17 protein-coding genes, 1 tRNA gene and 1 pseudogene are annotated in these 16397 nt (G+C 62.2%); 7 read left to right on the forward strand and 12 right to left on the reverse strand.

Annotated features, from left to right (window positions below):
- Positions 1-70 precede the first annotated feature (70 nt).
- The 3 genes and pseudogenes from DEVEQU_RS16655 to DEVEQU_RS20330 all read left to right on the forward strand — a co-directional run.
- On the forward strand, positions 71-2470 hold the full coding sequence (locus DEVEQU_RS16655; protein WP_126151736.1) for a S8 family serine peptidase: 2400 nt from the start codon (positions 71-73) through the stop codon (positions 2468-2470).
- A gap of 122 nt (positions 2471-2592) precedes the next feature.
- Entirely contained in the window at positions 2593-2850 is a 258-nt protein-coding gene (locus tag DEVEQU_RS20325) for an LbetaH domain-containing protein (RefSeq protein WP_164550460.1), read from the forward strand.
- A gap of 75 nt (positions 2851-2925) precedes the next feature.
- Positions 2926-3085 (forward strand): annotated as a pseudogene (locus tag DEVEQU_RS20330) (DapH/DapD/GlmU-related protein); the annotation flags it as partial.
- 201 nt (positions 3086-3286) lie between these two features.
- Here the strand turns inward: DEVEQU_RS20330 and DEVEQU_RS16665 are convergent.
- The 8 genes from DEVEQU_RS16665 to phnG all read right to left on the reverse strand — a co-directional run bounded on the left by DEVEQU_RS16665 (position 3287) and on the right by phnG (position 10639).
- Positions 3287-4462, reverse strand: a complete 1176-nt coding sequence (locus DEVEQU_RS16665) for a DUF4214 domain-containing protein (RefSeq protein ID WP_164550462.1) — start codon at positions 4460-4462, stop codon at positions 3287-3289.
- A 380-nt stretch (positions 4463-4842) separates the two neighbouring features.
- Positions 4843-5982: an alpha-D-ribose 1-methylphosphonate 5-triphosphate diphosphatase gene (locus tag DEVEQU_RS16670; RefSeq protein WP_126151738.1), complete on the reverse strand. Its 1140-nt coding sequence runs from the start codon at positions 5980-5982 to the stop codon at positions 4843-4845.
- Positions 5979-6680, reverse strand: coding sequence for a phosphonate C-P lyase system protein PhnL (gene phnL / locus DEVEQU_RS16675; protein ID WP_126151739.1), 702 nt, complete (start codon positions 6678-6680; stop codon positions 5979-5981). Before phnL ends, DEVEQU_RS16670 begins: the two co-directional genes overlap by 4 nt.
- A gap of 102 nt (positions 6681-6782) precedes the next feature.
- Positions 6783-7577: a phosphonate C-P lyase system protein PhnK gene (phnK, locus tag DEVEQU_RS16680; RefSeq protein ID WP_223214275.1), complete on the reverse strand. Its 795-nt coding sequence runs from the start codon at positions 7575-7577 to the stop codon at positions 6783-6785.
- An 8-nt stretch (positions 7578-7585) separates the two neighbouring features.
- A complete protein-coding gene (locus DEVEQU_RS16685; protein ID WP_126151741.1) occupies positions 7586-8491 on the reverse strand; it encodes an alpha-D-ribose 1-methylphosphonate 5-phosphate C-P-lyase PhnJ in 906 nt (301 codons plus the stop codon).
- On the reverse strand, positions 8488-9582 hold the full coding sequence (locus DEVEQU_RS16690; protein WP_126151742.1) for a carbon-phosphorus lyase complex subunit PhnI: 1095 nt from the start codon (positions 9580-9582) through the stop codon (positions 8488-8490). The genes DEVEQU_RS16685 and DEVEQU_RS16690 overlap by 4 nt, the downstream gene beginning before the upstream one ends.
- 2 nt (positions 9583-9584) lie before the next feature.
- Positions 9585-10181 carry a phosphonate C-P lyase system protein PhnH gene (gene phnH, locus DEVEQU_RS16695; protein ID WP_126151743.1) on the reverse strand — a complete coding sequence of 199 codons (597 nt, stop codon included), beginning with the start codon at positions 10179-10181 and terminating at the stop codon, positions 9585-9587.
- Positions 10178-10639, reverse strand: a complete 462-nt coding sequence (phnG, locus tag DEVEQU_RS16700) for a phosphonate C-P lyase system protein PhnG (protein ID WP_126151744.1) — start codon at positions 10637-10639, stop codon at positions 10178-10180. The genes phnH and phnG overlap by 4 nt, the downstream gene beginning before the upstream one ends.
- Before the next feature lie 137 nt (positions 10640-10776).
- On the opposite strand from phnG, the gene phnF reads away from it, so the two are divergent.
- The 4 genes from phnF to DEVEQU_RS16720 all read left to right on the forward strand — a co-directional run bounded on the left by phnF (position 10777) and on the right by DEVEQU_RS16720 (position 13521).
- Positions 10777-11505 (forward strand): phosphonate metabolism transcriptional regulator PhnF, encoded by a 729-nt coding sequence (gene phnF, locus DEVEQU_RS16705; protein WP_126151745.1) that lies wholly within the window; start codon positions 10777-10779, stop codon positions 11503-11505.
- A 43-nt stretch (positions 11506-11548) separates the two neighbouring features.
- Positions 11549-12739, forward strand: a complete 1191-nt coding sequence (locus DEVEQU_RS16710) for a benzoate/H(+) symporter BenE family transporter (protein ID WP_223214276.1) — start codon at positions 11549-11551, stop codon at positions 12737-12739.
- Positions 12736-13350, forward strand: a complete 615-nt coding sequence (gene mobA / locus DEVEQU_RS16715; protein ID WP_164550463.1) for a molybdenum cofactor guanylyltransferase — start codon at positions 12736-12738, stop codon at positions 13348-13350. The genes DEVEQU_RS16710 and mobA overlap by 4 nt, the downstream gene beginning before the upstream one ends.
- A 95-nt stretch (positions 13351-13445) precedes the next feature.
- Positions 13446-13521, forward strand: a tRNA-Asn gene (locus DEVEQU_RS16720).
- Between the two features lie 352 nt (positions 13522-13873).
- On the opposite strand, the gene DEVEQU_RS16725 is transcribed toward DEVEQU_RS16720, so the two are convergent.
- The 4 genes from DEVEQU_RS16725 to DEVEQU_RS19965 form a co-directional block, all read right to left on the reverse strand.
- The gene (locus tag DEVEQU_RS16725) at positions 13874-14320 is read right to left on the reverse strand and encodes a YiiD C-terminal domain-containing protein (protein WP_126151747.1); all 447 of its coding nucleotides are present in this window, start codon (positions 14318-14320) and stop codon (positions 13874-13876) included.
- Entirely contained in the window at positions 14317-15699 is a 1383-nt protein-coding gene (trmFO, locus tag DEVEQU_RS16730) for a methylenetetrahydrofolate--tRNA-(uracil(54)-C(5))-methyltransferase (FADH(2)-oxidizing) TrmFO (RefSeq protein ID WP_126151806.1), read from the reverse strand. Before trmFO ends, DEVEQU_RS16725 begins: the two co-directional genes overlap by 4 nt.
- Positions 15700-15834: 135 nt before the next feature.
- Positions 15835-15984: a DUF1127 domain-containing protein gene (locus DEVEQU_RS16735; RefSeq protein WP_126151748.1), complete on the reverse strand. Its 150-nt coding sequence runs from the start codon at positions 15982-15984 to the stop codon at positions 15835-15837.
- A 197-nt stretch (positions 15985-16181) separates the two neighbouring features.
- Positions 16182-16334: a hypothetical protein gene (locus DEVEQU_RS19965; RefSeq protein WP_164550464.1), complete on the reverse strand. Its 153-nt coding sequence runs from the start codon at positions 16332-16334 to the stop codon at positions 16182-16184.
- Positions 16335-16397: the final 63 nt, after the last annotated feature.

A 16397-nucleotide genomic window follows, 5' to 3' on the forward strand; every position in this document is an offset into this window, starting at 1 on the left:
AGCTTGTTTACAAAGCCTGGCATAGGTTCTCCCCGACGCATTTTTCGCGCGCTATCAGGGGGTTATTTTCATGACGAAGTTGCCGGCAGATTTTTCGCTTCGACCGGACCAGTGGCATTTGTCGAACCAGGGCCAGACCGGGGGTACGGCTGGAATCGACATCAACGTCCTGCCGGTCTGGGAAGACTATACCGGCAACGGCGTCAAGGTCGTCGTCTTCGACAGCGGCATCGACACCGGCCACCCCGACCTGATCGGCAACTACCTGCCGGAACTGAGCTATGAATACACCACCGGGACCACGGATGGATCATATCTTCACGTTAAGCCCTATGAAGCGCATGGCACATTCGTCTCCGGACTGATCGCCGCGGATGGCTCGGGCACCGGGGTCATCGGTGTGGCCTTTGGCGCGAAATTCACCGCCTATGCCAATTTCGGCACCAATGAATCCTCGACAGCCTTCAGCCGCGCGGCCGACGCCGGCTTCGACGTCATGAACAACAGCTGGGGATACACCATCCCCTTCGTTGCCACGTTCCACAACGACCCCAGCCTGCTGGACAATCTCACCCATGCCGTTTCGACCGGACGTGATGGACTGGGCCTGAATATTCTTTTTGCAGCAGGCAACAGCTATTCCTATTCGCGCATATTCGCCGAACATGGGTTTACCTGGACCGGCCAGTCGCCATTCGCCGACGTGAACACCGACAGCCTGCAGAATTCGCGTTTCATCATCACCGTTGGCTCGGTTGACCACGATGGCACCTATTCGGAGCCGGGCGATGACTATGGATACACCACGCCGGGCGCCGCCGTGCTGGTGTCCGCCCCAGGCACCAATGTGACCTCGACCGATATCAGGGGACCGGACGGATACGGTCCTGGCGACGACTACACATCGTCCGGCACCTCCTTCGCGACGCCGGTGGTATCTGGCATCGTGGCGCTGATGCTGGAGGCCAATCCCCTCCTGGGCTATCGTGACGTCAAGGAAATCCTGGCCTATTCGGCGCGCCATATCGATCCGGAGGAACCCGCCTGGATGGTCAATGGAGCCACGAACCACAATGGCGGCGGGCTGCTCAGCAATTACAACTATGGCTTCGGCATGGTCGATGCGACCGCGGCAGTACGCCTTGCCGAAACCTGGACCAAGCAAAGCGTCTATAGCAACGAAGTCTATGTCGGCACCGACCTTTCCCTCGATAACGTCGCTATTCCCGATGGCGGCGCCATTCAGTTCACCTTCGAATTGGCCGATGGCGTCAGCATCGAGACCATGGAGCTCGATCTCAGCCTCGTCCACGAGGAAATCGGGGACCTGACGCTCACCCTCATTTCACCGAACGGCACAGAATCCACCCTGCTCTATCGCCCCAGCGACGGCCGCGTCACCGAAATCACGAAGGCCATTATGGGCGACGGACCGGGCACCTTCGATCCCACAAAGCTGATCCACACGCTTACCAGCAACGAGTTCATGGGCGAGACCAGTGGCGGGACATGGACCGTGGTGGTCACCGACGAAAAGCTGGGCAATGTCGGCAGCCTGCAGGGTTTCGAGCTGCGGGCCTATGGCTCCAACGCCAGCGCCGACCGCACCTATATTTATACCAACGACTTCGCCACGGTGGCGGGGACCGATGCCGCGCGCACCACGCTGGCCAACAGCACCGGCAACCATACGCTGAACCTGGCGGCCATCTCGGATGCAGTTGTGGTCAATCTGGCGACCGGCGCAGCAAACATTGCCGGCGTTGATGTGACTATCACGGCGGATACCAAGGTGGGCGCGGTGTTTGCCGGTGACGGCGCCGACCTCGTTACGCTGTCCAGCGCGGGTGGTTTCGCCAATATGGGCCGCGGCAACGACACCGTGGTGGTGACCAGCACCGGCACCATCAATGGCGGTGCCGGATTCGATCGCATCGTACTGTCCGACACGTCGGCGCAATATGCACTCGACGCTGGGAGCGCCACTGTGCAGCTCACGCATAAGGACTCCGGCGACCTGATCACCGCGAGCAATGTTCAGTTCTTCTCATTCGCCAATAATCCCGCCGATGTGCTGGTGCTGACGGCGAGCGCAGTCGAGGCGCAGGTGGCCCGGCTTTACGACCTTGTGCTGGGCCGCGCCGCGGATTTCGACGGTTTGGCTTATTGGATCGGACGCGCCGCTGAGGGTGCCGGGGTCGACGACATCGCCGCCTCGTTCTCCGCGAGCGACGAGTTCTCCGGCCTCAGCGCAAGCCTTTCCAACTCTGCCTTTATCGACCTGCTCTACACCCATATTCTGGGTCGCAGCGCCGACGAAAGCGGCGCCAGCTACTGGATGGGTCGTATCGAGGCCGGCATCAATCGCCTGGACATCGCCACCAGCTTCGCGGTTTCCGATGAGGCCGGCACCGTTACGGTTGACCATGTCCGCCTGATCGGTACGGCCGAGGACACGCTGTTCGCTTAAACCCGGCGATCGCCTGGACAAACCTGGGGCCACCGCATGCCGTGCGGTGGCCCTTTCGTTTGGGCCACGCAGAACTGTCATCGGATTGCGCTATGGGGGCAAGACTGCCCAGGAGAAGCGCAATGCCAAAAAAGCAGATGGCATCAGAGCCGCTGATCGATCCCAACGCCACCATTCGCGATTGCCAGCTGGGGCGATATACCGAGATCGGCGCCCGCACCGAGATGAGCGAAACCCGCTTCGGCGACTACAGCTATATCGTGCATGATGCCTCTGCGATTTACGCCGATATCGGCAAGTTCTGTTCCATCGCCGCATTCGTGCGGATCAATCCCGGCAACCACGCCACCTGGCGCGCCAGCCAGCACCATTTCACCTAGCGCTCGGCGCTATATGGCTTTGACCTCGGCGATGATGCGGCGTTCTTCGACTGGCGGCGCAGCAATGCGGTGCGCATCGGGCACGATGTGTGGATCGGCCATGGTGCGGTGATCATGCCAGGCGTGAGCATCGGCAACGGCGCCGTGGTCGGCTCATCGGCTGTGGTGACCAAAGACGTGGCGCCCTATACCATCGTCGTCGGGGTCCCTGCCCGGCCGATCAAACGCCGTTTTCCCGAAGACCTGGCAGCACGCATGGATGCACTGGCCTGGTGGGATTGGGATCATGACACTTTAGGCGAAAGGCTGCCGGATATGCGCCGGCTGAGCGCTGAGGCATTCGTCGGTAAATATTCAGGCTGAAGACCAAACTGAAAGCGCCCCGGATCCTGTCCGGGGCGCCAATGGCGCCGCGAGGCGCTCGGTCTATCAAAAATTAGGTGAGCCAGATGCCGTCGCTGATGGCGTCATGAACCTGCGCCTTGTTCTCATTGCTCTCCGAAAAGAAAGCCAGGAGATCGCGGCGGTTGGTTTCGTTGCCGTTGAGCTTGCTAACCCAATAATTGTAGCCGTCCTGGTCATAGTTGCGGCCGAGCGTATGGGTGTAGAGCAGTTCGACGAACTTGCTGTTGGAGACGCTTCGCTCGTCGCCATAGGTCGACTTGAACTCGGGCGAGTTGATGAAGCTGTCGGCCAGGGCGGCAAGATTCGTGTCGCCGGAATCGAGACGACCGATCCAATATTTGAGGCCGTCATTGTCGGGAGTACGCTCGAGAGCAGCCTGGTAAAGGCGATAGGCCATGCCGGCATTGCCATCGATATCGAGGGCCAGAACGCCATCGGAAAAGCTCAGGCGCTCGACATTGACCAGGACGTTGGCGACGCCATTGCTGTCGGAGACCGTGATGCTGTCGCCATTGCGGGCGAATGAATAGTTCCCCTTGGCAGCGCTATAAGTCACCGTATCAAGGGTGCCCTTGCCCTCGATGGTGGAGCCATCGCCGCCAAGCAAGAGGCCGCCGGGATTGGCTGGCTGGGCAATCTGGTCGGTCGTGATGCTGCCGTCGCCAAAATCGATGCGCTCGATATTCTTCAGCGTATCGACTACACCAGCGGCGTTCTTGACATAAACGATGCCGTCGCTGTCGCGCGTCAGCGTGTAGCCGGACTTGCTGTCGAAATAGCGGACGCTGTCATAACCCTCGCCGCCATCGATATAATCGGCGCCAGCACTGTTCCAGACATTGTCGTTGCCGGATCCCAGCTCGAAACGGTCGGACCCCTGCAACAGGTAGTTCAACACTTGACCACCACCATAAGGCATTTTGGCCAGATTGAAGACAGTTGCAGCATCGATATTGGCGTTGCTGGCTTCTGCCATCAGCACGTCGTTGCGGAAATACAGGATCTTGTTGACATTGCCGGTCGCGTGCATGGCGATCGGGTCATAAGTGAAATCGGTCCCGTACAGTTCAAAACGTCCGCCTGAACTCATGGGCACAATGGCCGACGTTCCAGTGACGACCACATTGTACATCGGCCGGCCGGGCTCCATGGCATTCGGATTGTCGAAATCCAGCGCGAAGCCATTGAACGTCTTAATAGTGAGCATACTCAAATCCCTCAAAAACTGCATTCTGCAGCCAGAGGCGAACATAACCACGACGCATTTAGCGCAAATTATTGAATTTGCGAGTGTTTGCACTGCCGCGTTAACGCGGTGTTCATCGTGAAACCGCTGCCACCTAAGTAGCAAGCAAGGCCCCCAAGCATGCCTACTGCTCGCCCTTCATTTGATAGCAGTCAGATGAAGGGGCTTGCTGAGCCTTATGAAAAAAACAACCACCCGGATTGGACGCAGAGCGGCGGAGTTATCTGCCCAGGCTGACGCAGCAGGAGCGGTATAGCAGACAAGACTTAGGGCGCGACTGGACACACCTACTTCGAAATTATCTGCAAAATATTGGCCACCCATCTTAGTTAAACCCGGAATCAGCTCACGCGTTGGCCGGCGCGCCAGACGCCGAGGACGACTGGGGTGTCGTTGACCAGGCGTACGCGGCTGAAGTCGGCGCGTTTGCCTGGAGCTATGCTGCCGCGGTCATCGAGCCCAACCATGGCGGCGGGGGTGGCGGAGACCATGGCCACGGCTTCGGGCAGCGCGATCTGGTCGTGGGCGTTGAGGTGGAAAATGGCTTGCATGAGGCTGGCCGGCACATAATCCGAGGAGAGCGCGTCGAGAAAGCCGTGGCGCGCCAGCTCCTGGGCCGAGACATTGCCCGAATGGGAGCCGTTGCGCACCACATTGGGCGCCCCCATGACCACTTTCATGCCTCGCTTGTGGGCGTGGCCGGCAGCGCCGAGCGTGGTGGGGAATTCGGAGATGGCGATGCCGATCTCGGCGGCTTCTTCGACATGTTCGCGCGTCGTGTCATCATGGCTGGCCAGCACGGTGCCATGATGCTGGGCCAGCGCCACCACCGAGCGGCGGTGGAACGCGGCATGGCGCGCCTGCGACTCCCGGCGCTCGCTGACCATGGCGTTGAACTCGTCATCGGTCCATTTCTTGTCGCGGTTGAACTGGCGCCACTTGTCGAGGTCGTGCCATTGGCGCTGGCCGGGTGTGTGGTCCATGAGCGAGACCAGCCGCACATATTCATTGCCGGCAAGCGGCTGATAGATATCGAGGACCGCCGGATCGGCCAGTTCGCAGCGCAGATGCAGGAAATGCTCGGCGCGCATGACGGCACGGACGGAGGTGTCCGAGAGGGTTTCTACAGTCGAGGCGATCATCTTCCGCCTGGCGCTGGCGGCGGAATATTCGCCCACCGAAACGGCGTCGAACACGGTGGTGATCCCAGCGCCGACCACCTGCACATCGTGGGAGAGCACGGCCGCCATGCTGGATGGCCACATGACGCCGGGACGCGGCTGCAGGTGTTTTTCGAGATTGTCGGTGTGCAGCTCGACAAAACCGGGCAAGAGGAAATCGCCTTCGAAATCCAGCGCATCGGCAGGCGCTGCCTGGCCCTCGTCCAGCCGGGTAATGTCGGAACCCTCTATCGCAAGTGTGCCATCGACGACGGCGTCGCGGGTGACGATGCGGGCATTGGCGATGCTGAAGCGGCTCATGCGGCGCTCCTCTGGAAAGAATTGACTTCGAACAGACGGTCGGCGACGGCAGCGCGCACTTCGGCATCGTGGAATATGCCGACAATGGCGGCGCCGCGTGCCTTGGCCTCACCGATCAGCTCGACCACAACCTGCCGATTGCCGGCATCGAGCGAGGCCGTAGGCTCGTCGAGCAGCATGATCGGATAGTTGGCGATGAAGCCGCGGGCGATGTTGACGCGCTGCTGTTCGCCGCCGGAAAAGGTGGCCGGGGCCACGGCCCAGAGGCGTTCGGGGATGTTGAGGCGGCGCAGCAGCTCACGCGCGCGGTCGCGGGCAGTTTCGGCATCGGCACCCAGGAGGCGGGCCGGCTCGGCCACCACCTCCAATGCCGGAACGCGCGGAATGACGCTGAGGAACTGGCTGACATAGCCCACCGAGCGGCGGCGCACCTCGACCACCTGCCAGGGTTCAGCGCTGGTGAGATCCACCATGCCGCCGTCATGCAGCACCCGCACATGGCCGGCGCTGGGCTTGTAATTGGCATAGAGCGAGCGCAGCAGCGTCGACTTGCCGGCGCCGGAGGGACCATGCAGGCACACGCACTCGCCGGCATGGACATCGAGATCGAGCCCGGCAAATACCGGAATGCGCACGCCGCCCTGGGTGTGCAGCACGAAATCCTTGCTGAGGCCGGAAACGGAAATCATCATGGTCATTTTAGGTTTCCTTGACGGAAGTCTGGAAGGTGGCCCCTTCATCCGTCCCCCTTGGGGCACCTTCTCCCGCAAGGGGAGAAGGGTGTTCGGGGCAGTGCCGGGTCAAACCTGCAGGACGGAAGAAACAAGCAGCTGCGTGTAGGGGTGATGCGGATCGTCCAGCACCTGGTCGGTTAGACCTTCCTCAACCACATTGCCCTTCCACATCACCATCAACCGGTCGGCGAGGAGCCGTACCACGGCCAGGTCATGGGTGACGACGATGGCGGCAATGCCCAGCTCGCGCACCAGGCCGCGCAATAGATCGAGCAGGCGCGCCTGCACCGAGACGTCGAGACCGCCGGTGGGTTCGTCCATGAAGACGAGGCGCGGCCGGGTGACCAGATTGCGGGCGATCTGCAGGCGCTGCTGCATGCCGCCGGAGAAAGTCTTGGGCAGATGATCGACTCGAGAGGCATCGAGCTCGACCTTGGACAGCCAATCGAGCCCCTCGGCGCGGATATTGCCATAGTGGCGCTGGCCCACCGCCATCAGCCGCTCGCCGACATTGCCGCCGGCAGAAACGTCCATGCGTAGCCCATCGCGCGGGTTCTGATGCACGATGCCCCAATCGGTGCGCACGAGGCGACGGCGTTCGGGCTCGGACAGATCATAGATATTGCGCAGCCCCTGCCCTTCCATGTCGTAATCGACGCGGCCGCTATCGGGCGTCAGCTGCGCCGAGAGCAGGTTGAGCAGCGTCGATTTGCCGGAGCCGGATTCCCCGACAATGCCGATGACCTCGCCGGGATAGAGGGTAAAGCTGACATCGCGGCAGCCAATGGTCTTGCCGTAGCTTTTGCCGACATTTTCGACGCGCAGCAGCGGGCGGCGCTCATTGAAGGACGAAAGGGACATTGCCGCGCTCATTGTTCCGCCTCCGCATTGGCGACGCCCAGGGGCCCGACATGGCCGGCGACGCGGCGCTCACCGCAATAGTGGGTGTCCGAGCAGACGAACATCTTGCCACCGCGGTCATCGAGAATGACCTCGTCGAGATAGGAGTTTTCGGCACCGCAAAGGGCGCAGCACTGGTCCCAGCTCTGCACGGTAAAGGGGTGATCCTCGAAATCGAGGCTGCGCACATTTGTATAGGGCGGCACGGCATAAATGCGCTTTTCGCGCCCGGCGCCGAACAATTGCAGCGCCTTCATATGGTGCATCTTGGGATTGTCGAATTTGGGAATGGGCGACGGGGCCATGAGATAGCGCTCGTTGACCAGCACCGGGTAGTCATAGGTGGTGGCGATGTGGCCGTAGCGGGCAATGTCCTCGTAGAGCTGCACATGCTTGATGCCATATTCGGCATAGCCGTGCATTTTCCGCGTTTCGGTTTCGCGCGGCTCGAGCTTGCGCAAGGGCTCGGGCAAGGGCACCTGGTAGACGATGACCTGGCCTTCCTGGAGACCGCGCTCGGGAACGCGGTGGCGGGTCTGGATGATATCGGCGTCTTCGGTCGCCTCGGTGGTGGCAATACCGGCCACGCGCTCGAAAAAGCGACGGATGGAGACGGCATTGGTGGTGTCGTCAGCGCCCTGGTCGATGACCTTCAGCGTGTCATCGGGCCCCAGAATGCTGGCCGTGACCTGGATGCCGCCCGTACCCCATCCATAGGCCAGTGGCATTTCGCGGCCGCCAAAGGGCACCTGATAGCCGGGTACGGCGATGGCTTTCAGGATGGCGCGGCGGATCATCCGCTTGGTCTGTTCGTCGAGATAGGCAAAATTGTAGGCCGTGTTCCATTGGGGCGGCTGGTGCATGGCGGCGCTCATTCGGCAGCCTCCTTGAGCTGGCGCTGGTCATGCTCGTCGCGCAGCTTGCGCAACAGGCCCAGTTCGCCCTGGAAATCGACATAGTGCGGCAGCTTGAGGTGCGAGACGAAGCCGGCCGCCTCGACATTGTCGGCATGGTAGAGGACGAATTCCTCATCCTGGGCCGGATAGCGGACGATCTCGCCCAACTCCTTGGCGCGTAGGGCGCGGTCGACCATGGACATGGCCATGACCTTGCGCTCGTTATGGCCGAAGGACAGGCCATAGCCGCGAGTGAACTGCGGCGCCTTTTCGGCCGAGCCCTGGAACTGGTTGATCATGTGGCACTCGGACACGGTGATATCGCCGATATCGAGGGCAAAACCCAATTCCTCAGGCACGATCTCGACACGGACATCGCCCATGCGGATCTCCCCGGCAAAGGGGTGGTTGTTGCCGAAACCGCGCTGGGTCGAATAGGCAAGCGCCAGCACATAGCCCTCATCACCCCGCGCCAGGTTCTGCAGGCGCTGGTCGCGGCCGGCGGGAAAGCTCATGGGTTCGCGAGTGAGATCGAAGGGCTCGGGGGCGTCATCGTCCGGGATTTCCTGTTCGATCAGGCCTTCATGATCGAGGATGTCGGCGACATGCGGCATGCCCGCATCCAGTGCCGTTTCACCCATCGGCGCCTCAGGCACATTCCCTTCGGCCATCAGCGCGAAGTCGAGCAGGCGATGGGTATAGTCATAGGTCGGGCCCAGCACCTGACCACCCGGAATGTCCTTATAGGCAGCGGAGACACGGCGGCGCACCAGCATGTCGGCGGTGTCGATGGGCTGGGTGACGGCGAGGCGCGGCAATGTGGTGCGGTAGGCGCGGAGCAGGAAAATGGCTTCGACCAGATCGCCCTGTGCCTGCTTGATGGCCAGCGCCGCGAGGTCGCGATCACAGATCGACCCTTCGGCCATGACGCGGTCCACCGCGAGACCAAGCTGGTTGGCGATCTGGTCGGTGGTGAGTTCGGGCACGGCGGGATCACCGCGGCGGGTCTCGGCGATCAGCTCGTGCGAGTTGAGAATGGCGCGTTCGCCACCCTTTACGGCGACATACATGGCTAGACCTCCACCCTGATGCTGCGCGGCAGGCCGACAATGTCGCGGCCTGAGACGAAGACGACATCGACGCCGAGCGGGAAGAGTTCGGCATTGAGCTGGAATTGCTGCCAGAAGGCTGCGGGCAGGCCGTCGATCCATACCTCGATGGCGCCATTGATGCCCGGCCCGGTCCAGCGCGTGCGCTGGCCGCTGCCCAGCGCCGACACCTGGATAAACAGGGTGGCCGAGCGATCCGGATACTGATCCTCGCCGATGGCGAAGGCATCGAGCGGGGGCATGTTGGCGGCGTCAGCAATCAACGCGAATTGGGCGCGGCCGGGGTCTGTGACCACCGGGCTGCCGGCATGAAAGCGCAGCCAGTCGGTGGTGGCGGCGGCCAGCGGATCGAGCCAGACCGGGGTGTCGAAATCGAGCACTGTGAGCGCCAGAGCCGCCATGGCCGGATCGAGCGGCGTGGGCGGGTTGAGAGCGACGCCCAGAGCCTGAATTCGGCCGGGATAGGACATGGCATCAAGCAAGGCGCGGAAACTGGCCTGCCCTTCGAACACGGCATCGGCAAATCCCGGCTGCAGCGCCGGCAGATCGGTCACGCTCATTTCGGGTTCTCTCCGCGCACCATGGTGAAGAACTCGACCTTGGTCGCGGCAGCCTTGCGGCTGGTGCGGTCGCGGTCGGCCGCCTGTCGGGCGGCAAGGGTATCGATAAGCTCGTTGAGGAATGGTGCGGCCGGATCGGCTTGCAGCAGCGCATCGAAGACGGCGGCCAGTTCGACCTTTTTCCGGTCGCGGCCTGCGGCATAGCAATGGCCGGTGACGCCGCTGTCGAGGCGAATAGCGCAGCGGGTGACGGTCATTTCACCCAGGTTGAAGGGATTGCCAGTGCCCCCTGCCCGCCCCCGCACCATGGCGAGGCCAATCTCGGGCTTGCGCAGCACCTGATAGGCGGGTGGAGCGGCCAGGCTGTCCCAGGCGGCCTCAAGCTCGGCGCTGCTGGCGCGGGCAAGTATGGCCATCCAGCGCTGCCGATCGGCTATGTCGTGAGCTGTCGTCGTCATCCATAGACCTATTCATCTATACGTCTAGACGTTTCAATGTCGACAGGTTAGGGTCGACCCGCTTTCCCGTCGCTTATGGCAAGAAAGCATGACGCAGCGATGACACACAACCCTAGAATAAGAGCCAGCAAACACCCATGAGCATGCATCGTCCCGGCACATCGCTATGGCAAGGGATCGCCGACAGCGTCGCCCAGGAGATCGAAACCGGCATAATGCCAGCCGGCGCGCAACTGCCGACCGAGTTGCAGCTGGCGGAGCGCTTCGCGGTAAATCGCCACACGATCCGGCGCGCCATCGCCTCCTTGCAGGACCGCGGGCTGGTGCGCATCGAACAGGGACGCGGCACTTTCGTGCAGGAGGATATCGTCGACTATCCGCTGTCGGCCCGCACCCGTTTTTCCGAAATCGTGGCGCGCCAGGCCAAGACCCCATCCGGAACATTGATCCGAACGGCCACCATTCCGGCCGATAGCGCCATGGCCGAGGCGCTGGCAGTGGAACCGGGATCGCCCGTCGCGCTGATCGAATCTCTGGGCATGGCCGACGGCCAGCCGATCAGCCTGGGTGCGCATCATTTTTCGCTGCTGCGCTTCCCAACCCTGTTCGAGGTTCATACCGCAACAGGCCGCATCACCCAGATGCTCGAACGCCTGGGCGTCGCCGACTATCAGCGCAAATCAACCAGCATTACCGCTCGCTTGCCCGACGCGCATGAAATGCATCACCTGCGCCTCGCCCGCATGACGCCTGTGCTGTGCCTCGATGCCATCAATGTCGATCTCGCGGGACGACCGGTGGAATATGGCGTGACGCGATTTTCCGCCAATCGGGTGCAGGTCCAGATCGACACTTTGCCGGAATAGTCCAAGCGACTAGCTTGGCCGAGGTTCAAACGGGGGAATCGCCATGACCGAGCCGCAGGCCGCTATGGAAAAGCGCGATCTGGTCCAGCCTATCGTGGCCGGCACACTGGCGGCGGCTGTCGGCTATGCCAGCACCTTCACGCTGGTGCTGGCGGCACTGAGCGCGGCCGGCGCCACACCGCAACAGGCGGGGTCGGGCCTGTTCGCCGTATGCCTGGCCATGGCGGTGCTCAATATCGTGGTGGCGGCGCGGGTCCGCGTACCAATCAGCTTCGCTTGGTCGACGCCGGGCGCGGCATTCTTGCTGACTTTGGCCGCGCCGCCCGAGGGCGGCTTCGCGGCCGTTGCTGGGGCGTTCCTGGTCACGGCGCTGCTTATCGTGCTCACCGGGCTGATCAAGCCACTGGCCCGCGCCGTGGCCGCCATTCCCCAGGCACTGGCCAATGCCATGCTCGCAGGCATCCTGCTGACGCTATGCCTGGCGCCGATCAAGGCGGTGTCGGAAGTGCCGACCCTGGCGCTACCGATTCTCGTCGCCTGGATGCTGGGCTTCGCCTTCGCCCGCCGCTATGCCGTGCCGATCGCGGTGCTGGTGACCATTGTGGTGCTCGCCACGACCACACATTTGCCACCGGGCGCGCTGGACGGCGCCTGGCCCAGCCTCGTGCCGGTCATGCCGACATTCAGTCTCGACGCCATCATTCGCATCTCGCTGCCGCTTTACGTCGTCACCATGGCCTCGCAAAACCTGCCTGGAATCGCGGTGATGAAGGCCAATGATTTTCCCATCCAGCCGGCGCCGATTTTCGTTATCACCGGCATGGCCAGCGGTATTATCGGCTTTTTCGGCGGCATTCCCGCCAATCTGGCCGCCATCACTGCCGCCATCTGCGCCGGCCCCGAGGCGCATCCGGACCGCAACAAGCGCTGGCCCGCTCCGATTGCTGCTGGTGTGGCCTATGGCATACTGGCGCCGGCTGCGAGCCTTGCCGCCGCCTTCGTCGCCGCCGCACCGCCAATCCTGATCCAGGCGGTGGCCGGCCTTGCTTTGCTCTCCAGCCTTGCGTCGTCGCTAGCGGCCGCCTTGGCCAATGAAGAGCAGCGCCTGCCAGCGATCCTGACCTTTGTCGCCACGGCTTCGGGCATCACCATTATGGGCATCGGCGCCCCGTTCTGGGGGCTGGTGGGCGGCATCGTGCTGCTGCTGATGCTGCGCTGGGCACCCCGGCCGTGAGGCGATACGGCCTGATTCTGGCCGGTGGCCAGGGCGAACGGCTGGGCCATGTCCGCAAGGCCGATCTCAGGATCGGTGGCATCAGGCTGATCGAGCGCGTCGCTGCTCGCTTCTCTGCGCTGGAGACACCTATTCTGGTGTCCATCGCCCAGGAGCAGCATCTCGCACTTGATGGCGCCATCCCCTTGCCAGATGCGCTACCGACCCGCTCCGGCCCGATGGCGGGGATTTACGCAGCGCTGGATTATCTCGGCGAGGAGGTCGACGAGCAATCTGTGTTGATCGTGGCGGCTGTGGACACCCCCTTCCTGCCGGAAAACTACGTCGCGCGCCTGACAGAACCGCTCGCCGCTGGACACACGGCCGCCTTCGCGCGCTGGAATGGCACCGATTACCCGACCAATGCCGCCTTCCGAATTGCAGAAGTGCGGAATCATCTCAGAGCGCTGCCCATGGATTCGCGACCAAATGGCCCCAAAAGCCTGCTGGCTGCCCTTGGCGCCGCCCCGGTCGAGTGGAGCGACAGCAGCGGCGAAAATCCCTTTGCCAATTGCAACACGCTGGAGGAGCTGATTTTCCTCGGTCGACGCGCCCGCGACGCCGCAAAATGACAAGTTATTCACAGGCTTGCACATTGGGGGCTTGGCAAGCCGGATCAGATTAGGTACACGGACCTCGCCTTCGACAAGAAGGCGCACGAAAGTGTTCCGCGATAGCTCAGTTGGTAGAGCGTTCGACTGTTAATCGAATGGTCGCTGGTTCGAGTCCAGCTCGCGGAGCCATTTTCTTTCTCCCTGAAATTGCTGAAAAATTTGGCGCCGCAACGATGTTTGTGGCGTCATTGGTGTTTGGGATGGGCGCTAGATCATTTCATACTGAGATGGACTCTGGGCACCTTCGCCTCCCTCCCCCTTGAGGGGAGGGATTGAGGGGGTCCATCAGGGGCTCGCTAAACGCCCCCCACCCCGGCCTCTTCACTTCAAATCTCTCCGCTGGAGAGATTTGCCCTTCGGGACAGGTCAAAGCCCGCAAGGGGGAGGGGGCGATGGGGCCGCATCAACCAGAACGTGAAACACTCTAGCGCACCCTCGGAACAAATCCGACAGCGGACGGTGCGTGGAAAGAATCCGGAGCCTAGCTGCGGTCGCGGAGGGCGACGAATTCGCCGATCATGCGGGCGGCCACCCTACCCTCGAACAGCAATTCAGCCACGACGCTCAACCGGGCCTTGCCGCGCCGGTCGAACACGGTGCGGAAATCGGTCCAGGCCTGAGGCTCGATACGGGCAAAGGCCTCGAAGCGGCCGGTGATCGGCGCCAGAAACTCGGTTTCGTTCCTGTGGATCACCAATTGCGCATCCACGGCTTCGGCTTCGAGCCGCAGATGCACCACCGACCAGGCGGCGAGCACGCCCAGCGTCGAGACGCTGCCACCAAAGGCGGTGCCATGGACATTGATATTGGGATCGAGCGGCGCCGAAAGCGTCACGCTCTCGGCGTGGGCTGAGACCGCCGACACGGCCATGGCGCGTGTCAGCGGGATATTGGCATGCAGATAGGCTTCGAGCGCCGCGGCGCTCATGCCCAGGCCTTGAGATCGTCCAGTGCGCGGCTGGTGATGGCGCGACGCTTGGCAATGGTCTTTTCCGGGCCGCGCCAGCGCTTGACGCCTTCCGGCTTGGTGATGGTCACTTCCGGGAAGAGGCCGAAATTGACGTTCATCGGCTGGAAGCTGCGGGCGCCGCTATAGCTTTCGGCCTCGAGATGCCCACCGGTAATATGGCCGATGAGCGCGCCCAGTGCCGTGGTGACGGGCGGCAGCGCCATGGTGGCCCCCAGCGCATCGGAGGCGGTCAGCCGGCCGGTGATCAACCCGCAGGCGGCGCTCTCCACATAACCCTCGACCCCGGTCACCTGTCCGGCAAAGCGAATGCGCGGATCGATCTTGAGGCGAAGATCGGCGGACAAGACCTTGGGAGAGTTGATGAACGTGTTGCGGTGCAAGCCGCCCAGCCGCGCGAATTGCGCGTTTTCGAGCCCGGGGATCATGCGGAAGATCTCGGCCTGGATGCCGTAGCGCATCTTGGTCTGGAAGCCGACCATGTTCCACAAGGTGCCCAGCGCATTGTCCTGCCGTAGTTGCACGATGGCATAGGGCTTTACCGTGGGATTACGCGGATTGGTGAGCCCAACCGGCTTCATCGGTCCGTGGCGGAGGGTTTCGGGGCCGCGCTCGGCCATGACCTCGATGGGCAGGCAGCCATCGAAATAGGGCACCTTTTCCCAGTCCTTGAACTCGTGCAGCGGCGCCGTCTTCAGCGCCTCGACGAAGGCATAGTACTGGTCCTTGTCCATCGGCAGGTTGAGATAATCGGCGCCGGTACCCCCGGGGCCGACCTTGTCGTATCGCGACTGCTTCCAGGCGATGTCGTGATCGATGCTGTCATAATGGACAATGGGCGCAATAGCGTCGAAGAAGGCCAACGAATCCTCGCCGGTCTTTTCCAGCACGGCCTCGGCCAGCGCTGGAGACGTCAGCGGACCGGTGGCGATGATCACGTGCTTCCAGGCCTCTGGCGGCCAGCCGGCGATCTCTTCGCGCACGATAGTGATGTTGGGATGGGCCGCGATAGCTGCGGTCACGGCGGCGGAGAAGCCGTGGCGATCTACCGCCAGCGCGCCGCCGGCGGGCAGCTTGTGCTGGTCTGCTGCGCGCATGATCAGGGAATTGCAGCGCCGCATTTCCTCGTGCAGCAGGCCCACGGCGTTCTGCTCGTGATCGTCCGAGCGGAAACTGTTGGAGCAGACGAGTTCGGCGAAATCGTCGGTCTGGTGTGCGTCCGTGCCTTTGACGCCGCGCATCTCGTGGACAATGACGGTGGCGCCAGCTTCCGCGGCCTGCCAGGCGGCTTCCGAGCCGGCCAGCCCGCCGCCGATGATATGAATGGGTTCGTTCGACATGGCCAGCGAGATACCAAGGGCCACGTCGCAGCGCAACGAAGATCGGTGGCGGCGAACCGTCGTCGCCCAAAAAGAAAAACGCCCGCGTCTCAGAGAGAGGCGAGCGTTCGGATCAGTGAAGTGCAGCCAACAATATTAGAGGGTGTTGGCATGATCGCGGGCGATGCGATTGATATCGGTGCGCGAGATGCCCAGATCGTTCAGCTGACGGTTGTCGAGGGCAGCAAGTTCACGCACGGTCTGCTGATAAGCGGCCCACTTCTTGAAAGTCTTGCGGATGTCCATTGGAAGTCTCCTTTCGTTTACGAGAAGAGATATAGGCCGAGCCGCAGAAACTGAGCAGATGGAGATTGGTCAATCGAGCCATGCATGAAATGCAGGCCATTAAGGATGGCCGTTCAGCTTCGGTTAAGGCTCGTGGCAAAGCAATGGCCGCTGGATGGCGATCCAGCGGCCATTGGCTCGTTTGGAAAGTTTAGCGATCAGCGATCGAACAGAGACCGGGTCATTCTGGAGAAGTCCGGGCCCGAAATGCCAAGCATATCGGCGTCTCGCGTCGAGGGAACGTCCATTTCCCGCAACGTCTGCTTGATGTCGACGAGACGCTTGATCCGCCAGACAGCACGTACAAACATGGGTCTATTCCCTGATGGCTATTGCAGCACGATGGCAAGATGAGCCGATTTGGCCAGCGGCGC

The organism is Devosia equisanguinis (assembly GCF_900631955.1).
Taxonomy (GTDB): Bacteria; Pseudomonadota; Alphaproteobacteria; order Rhizobiales; family Devosiaceae; genus Devosia; species Devosia equisanguinis.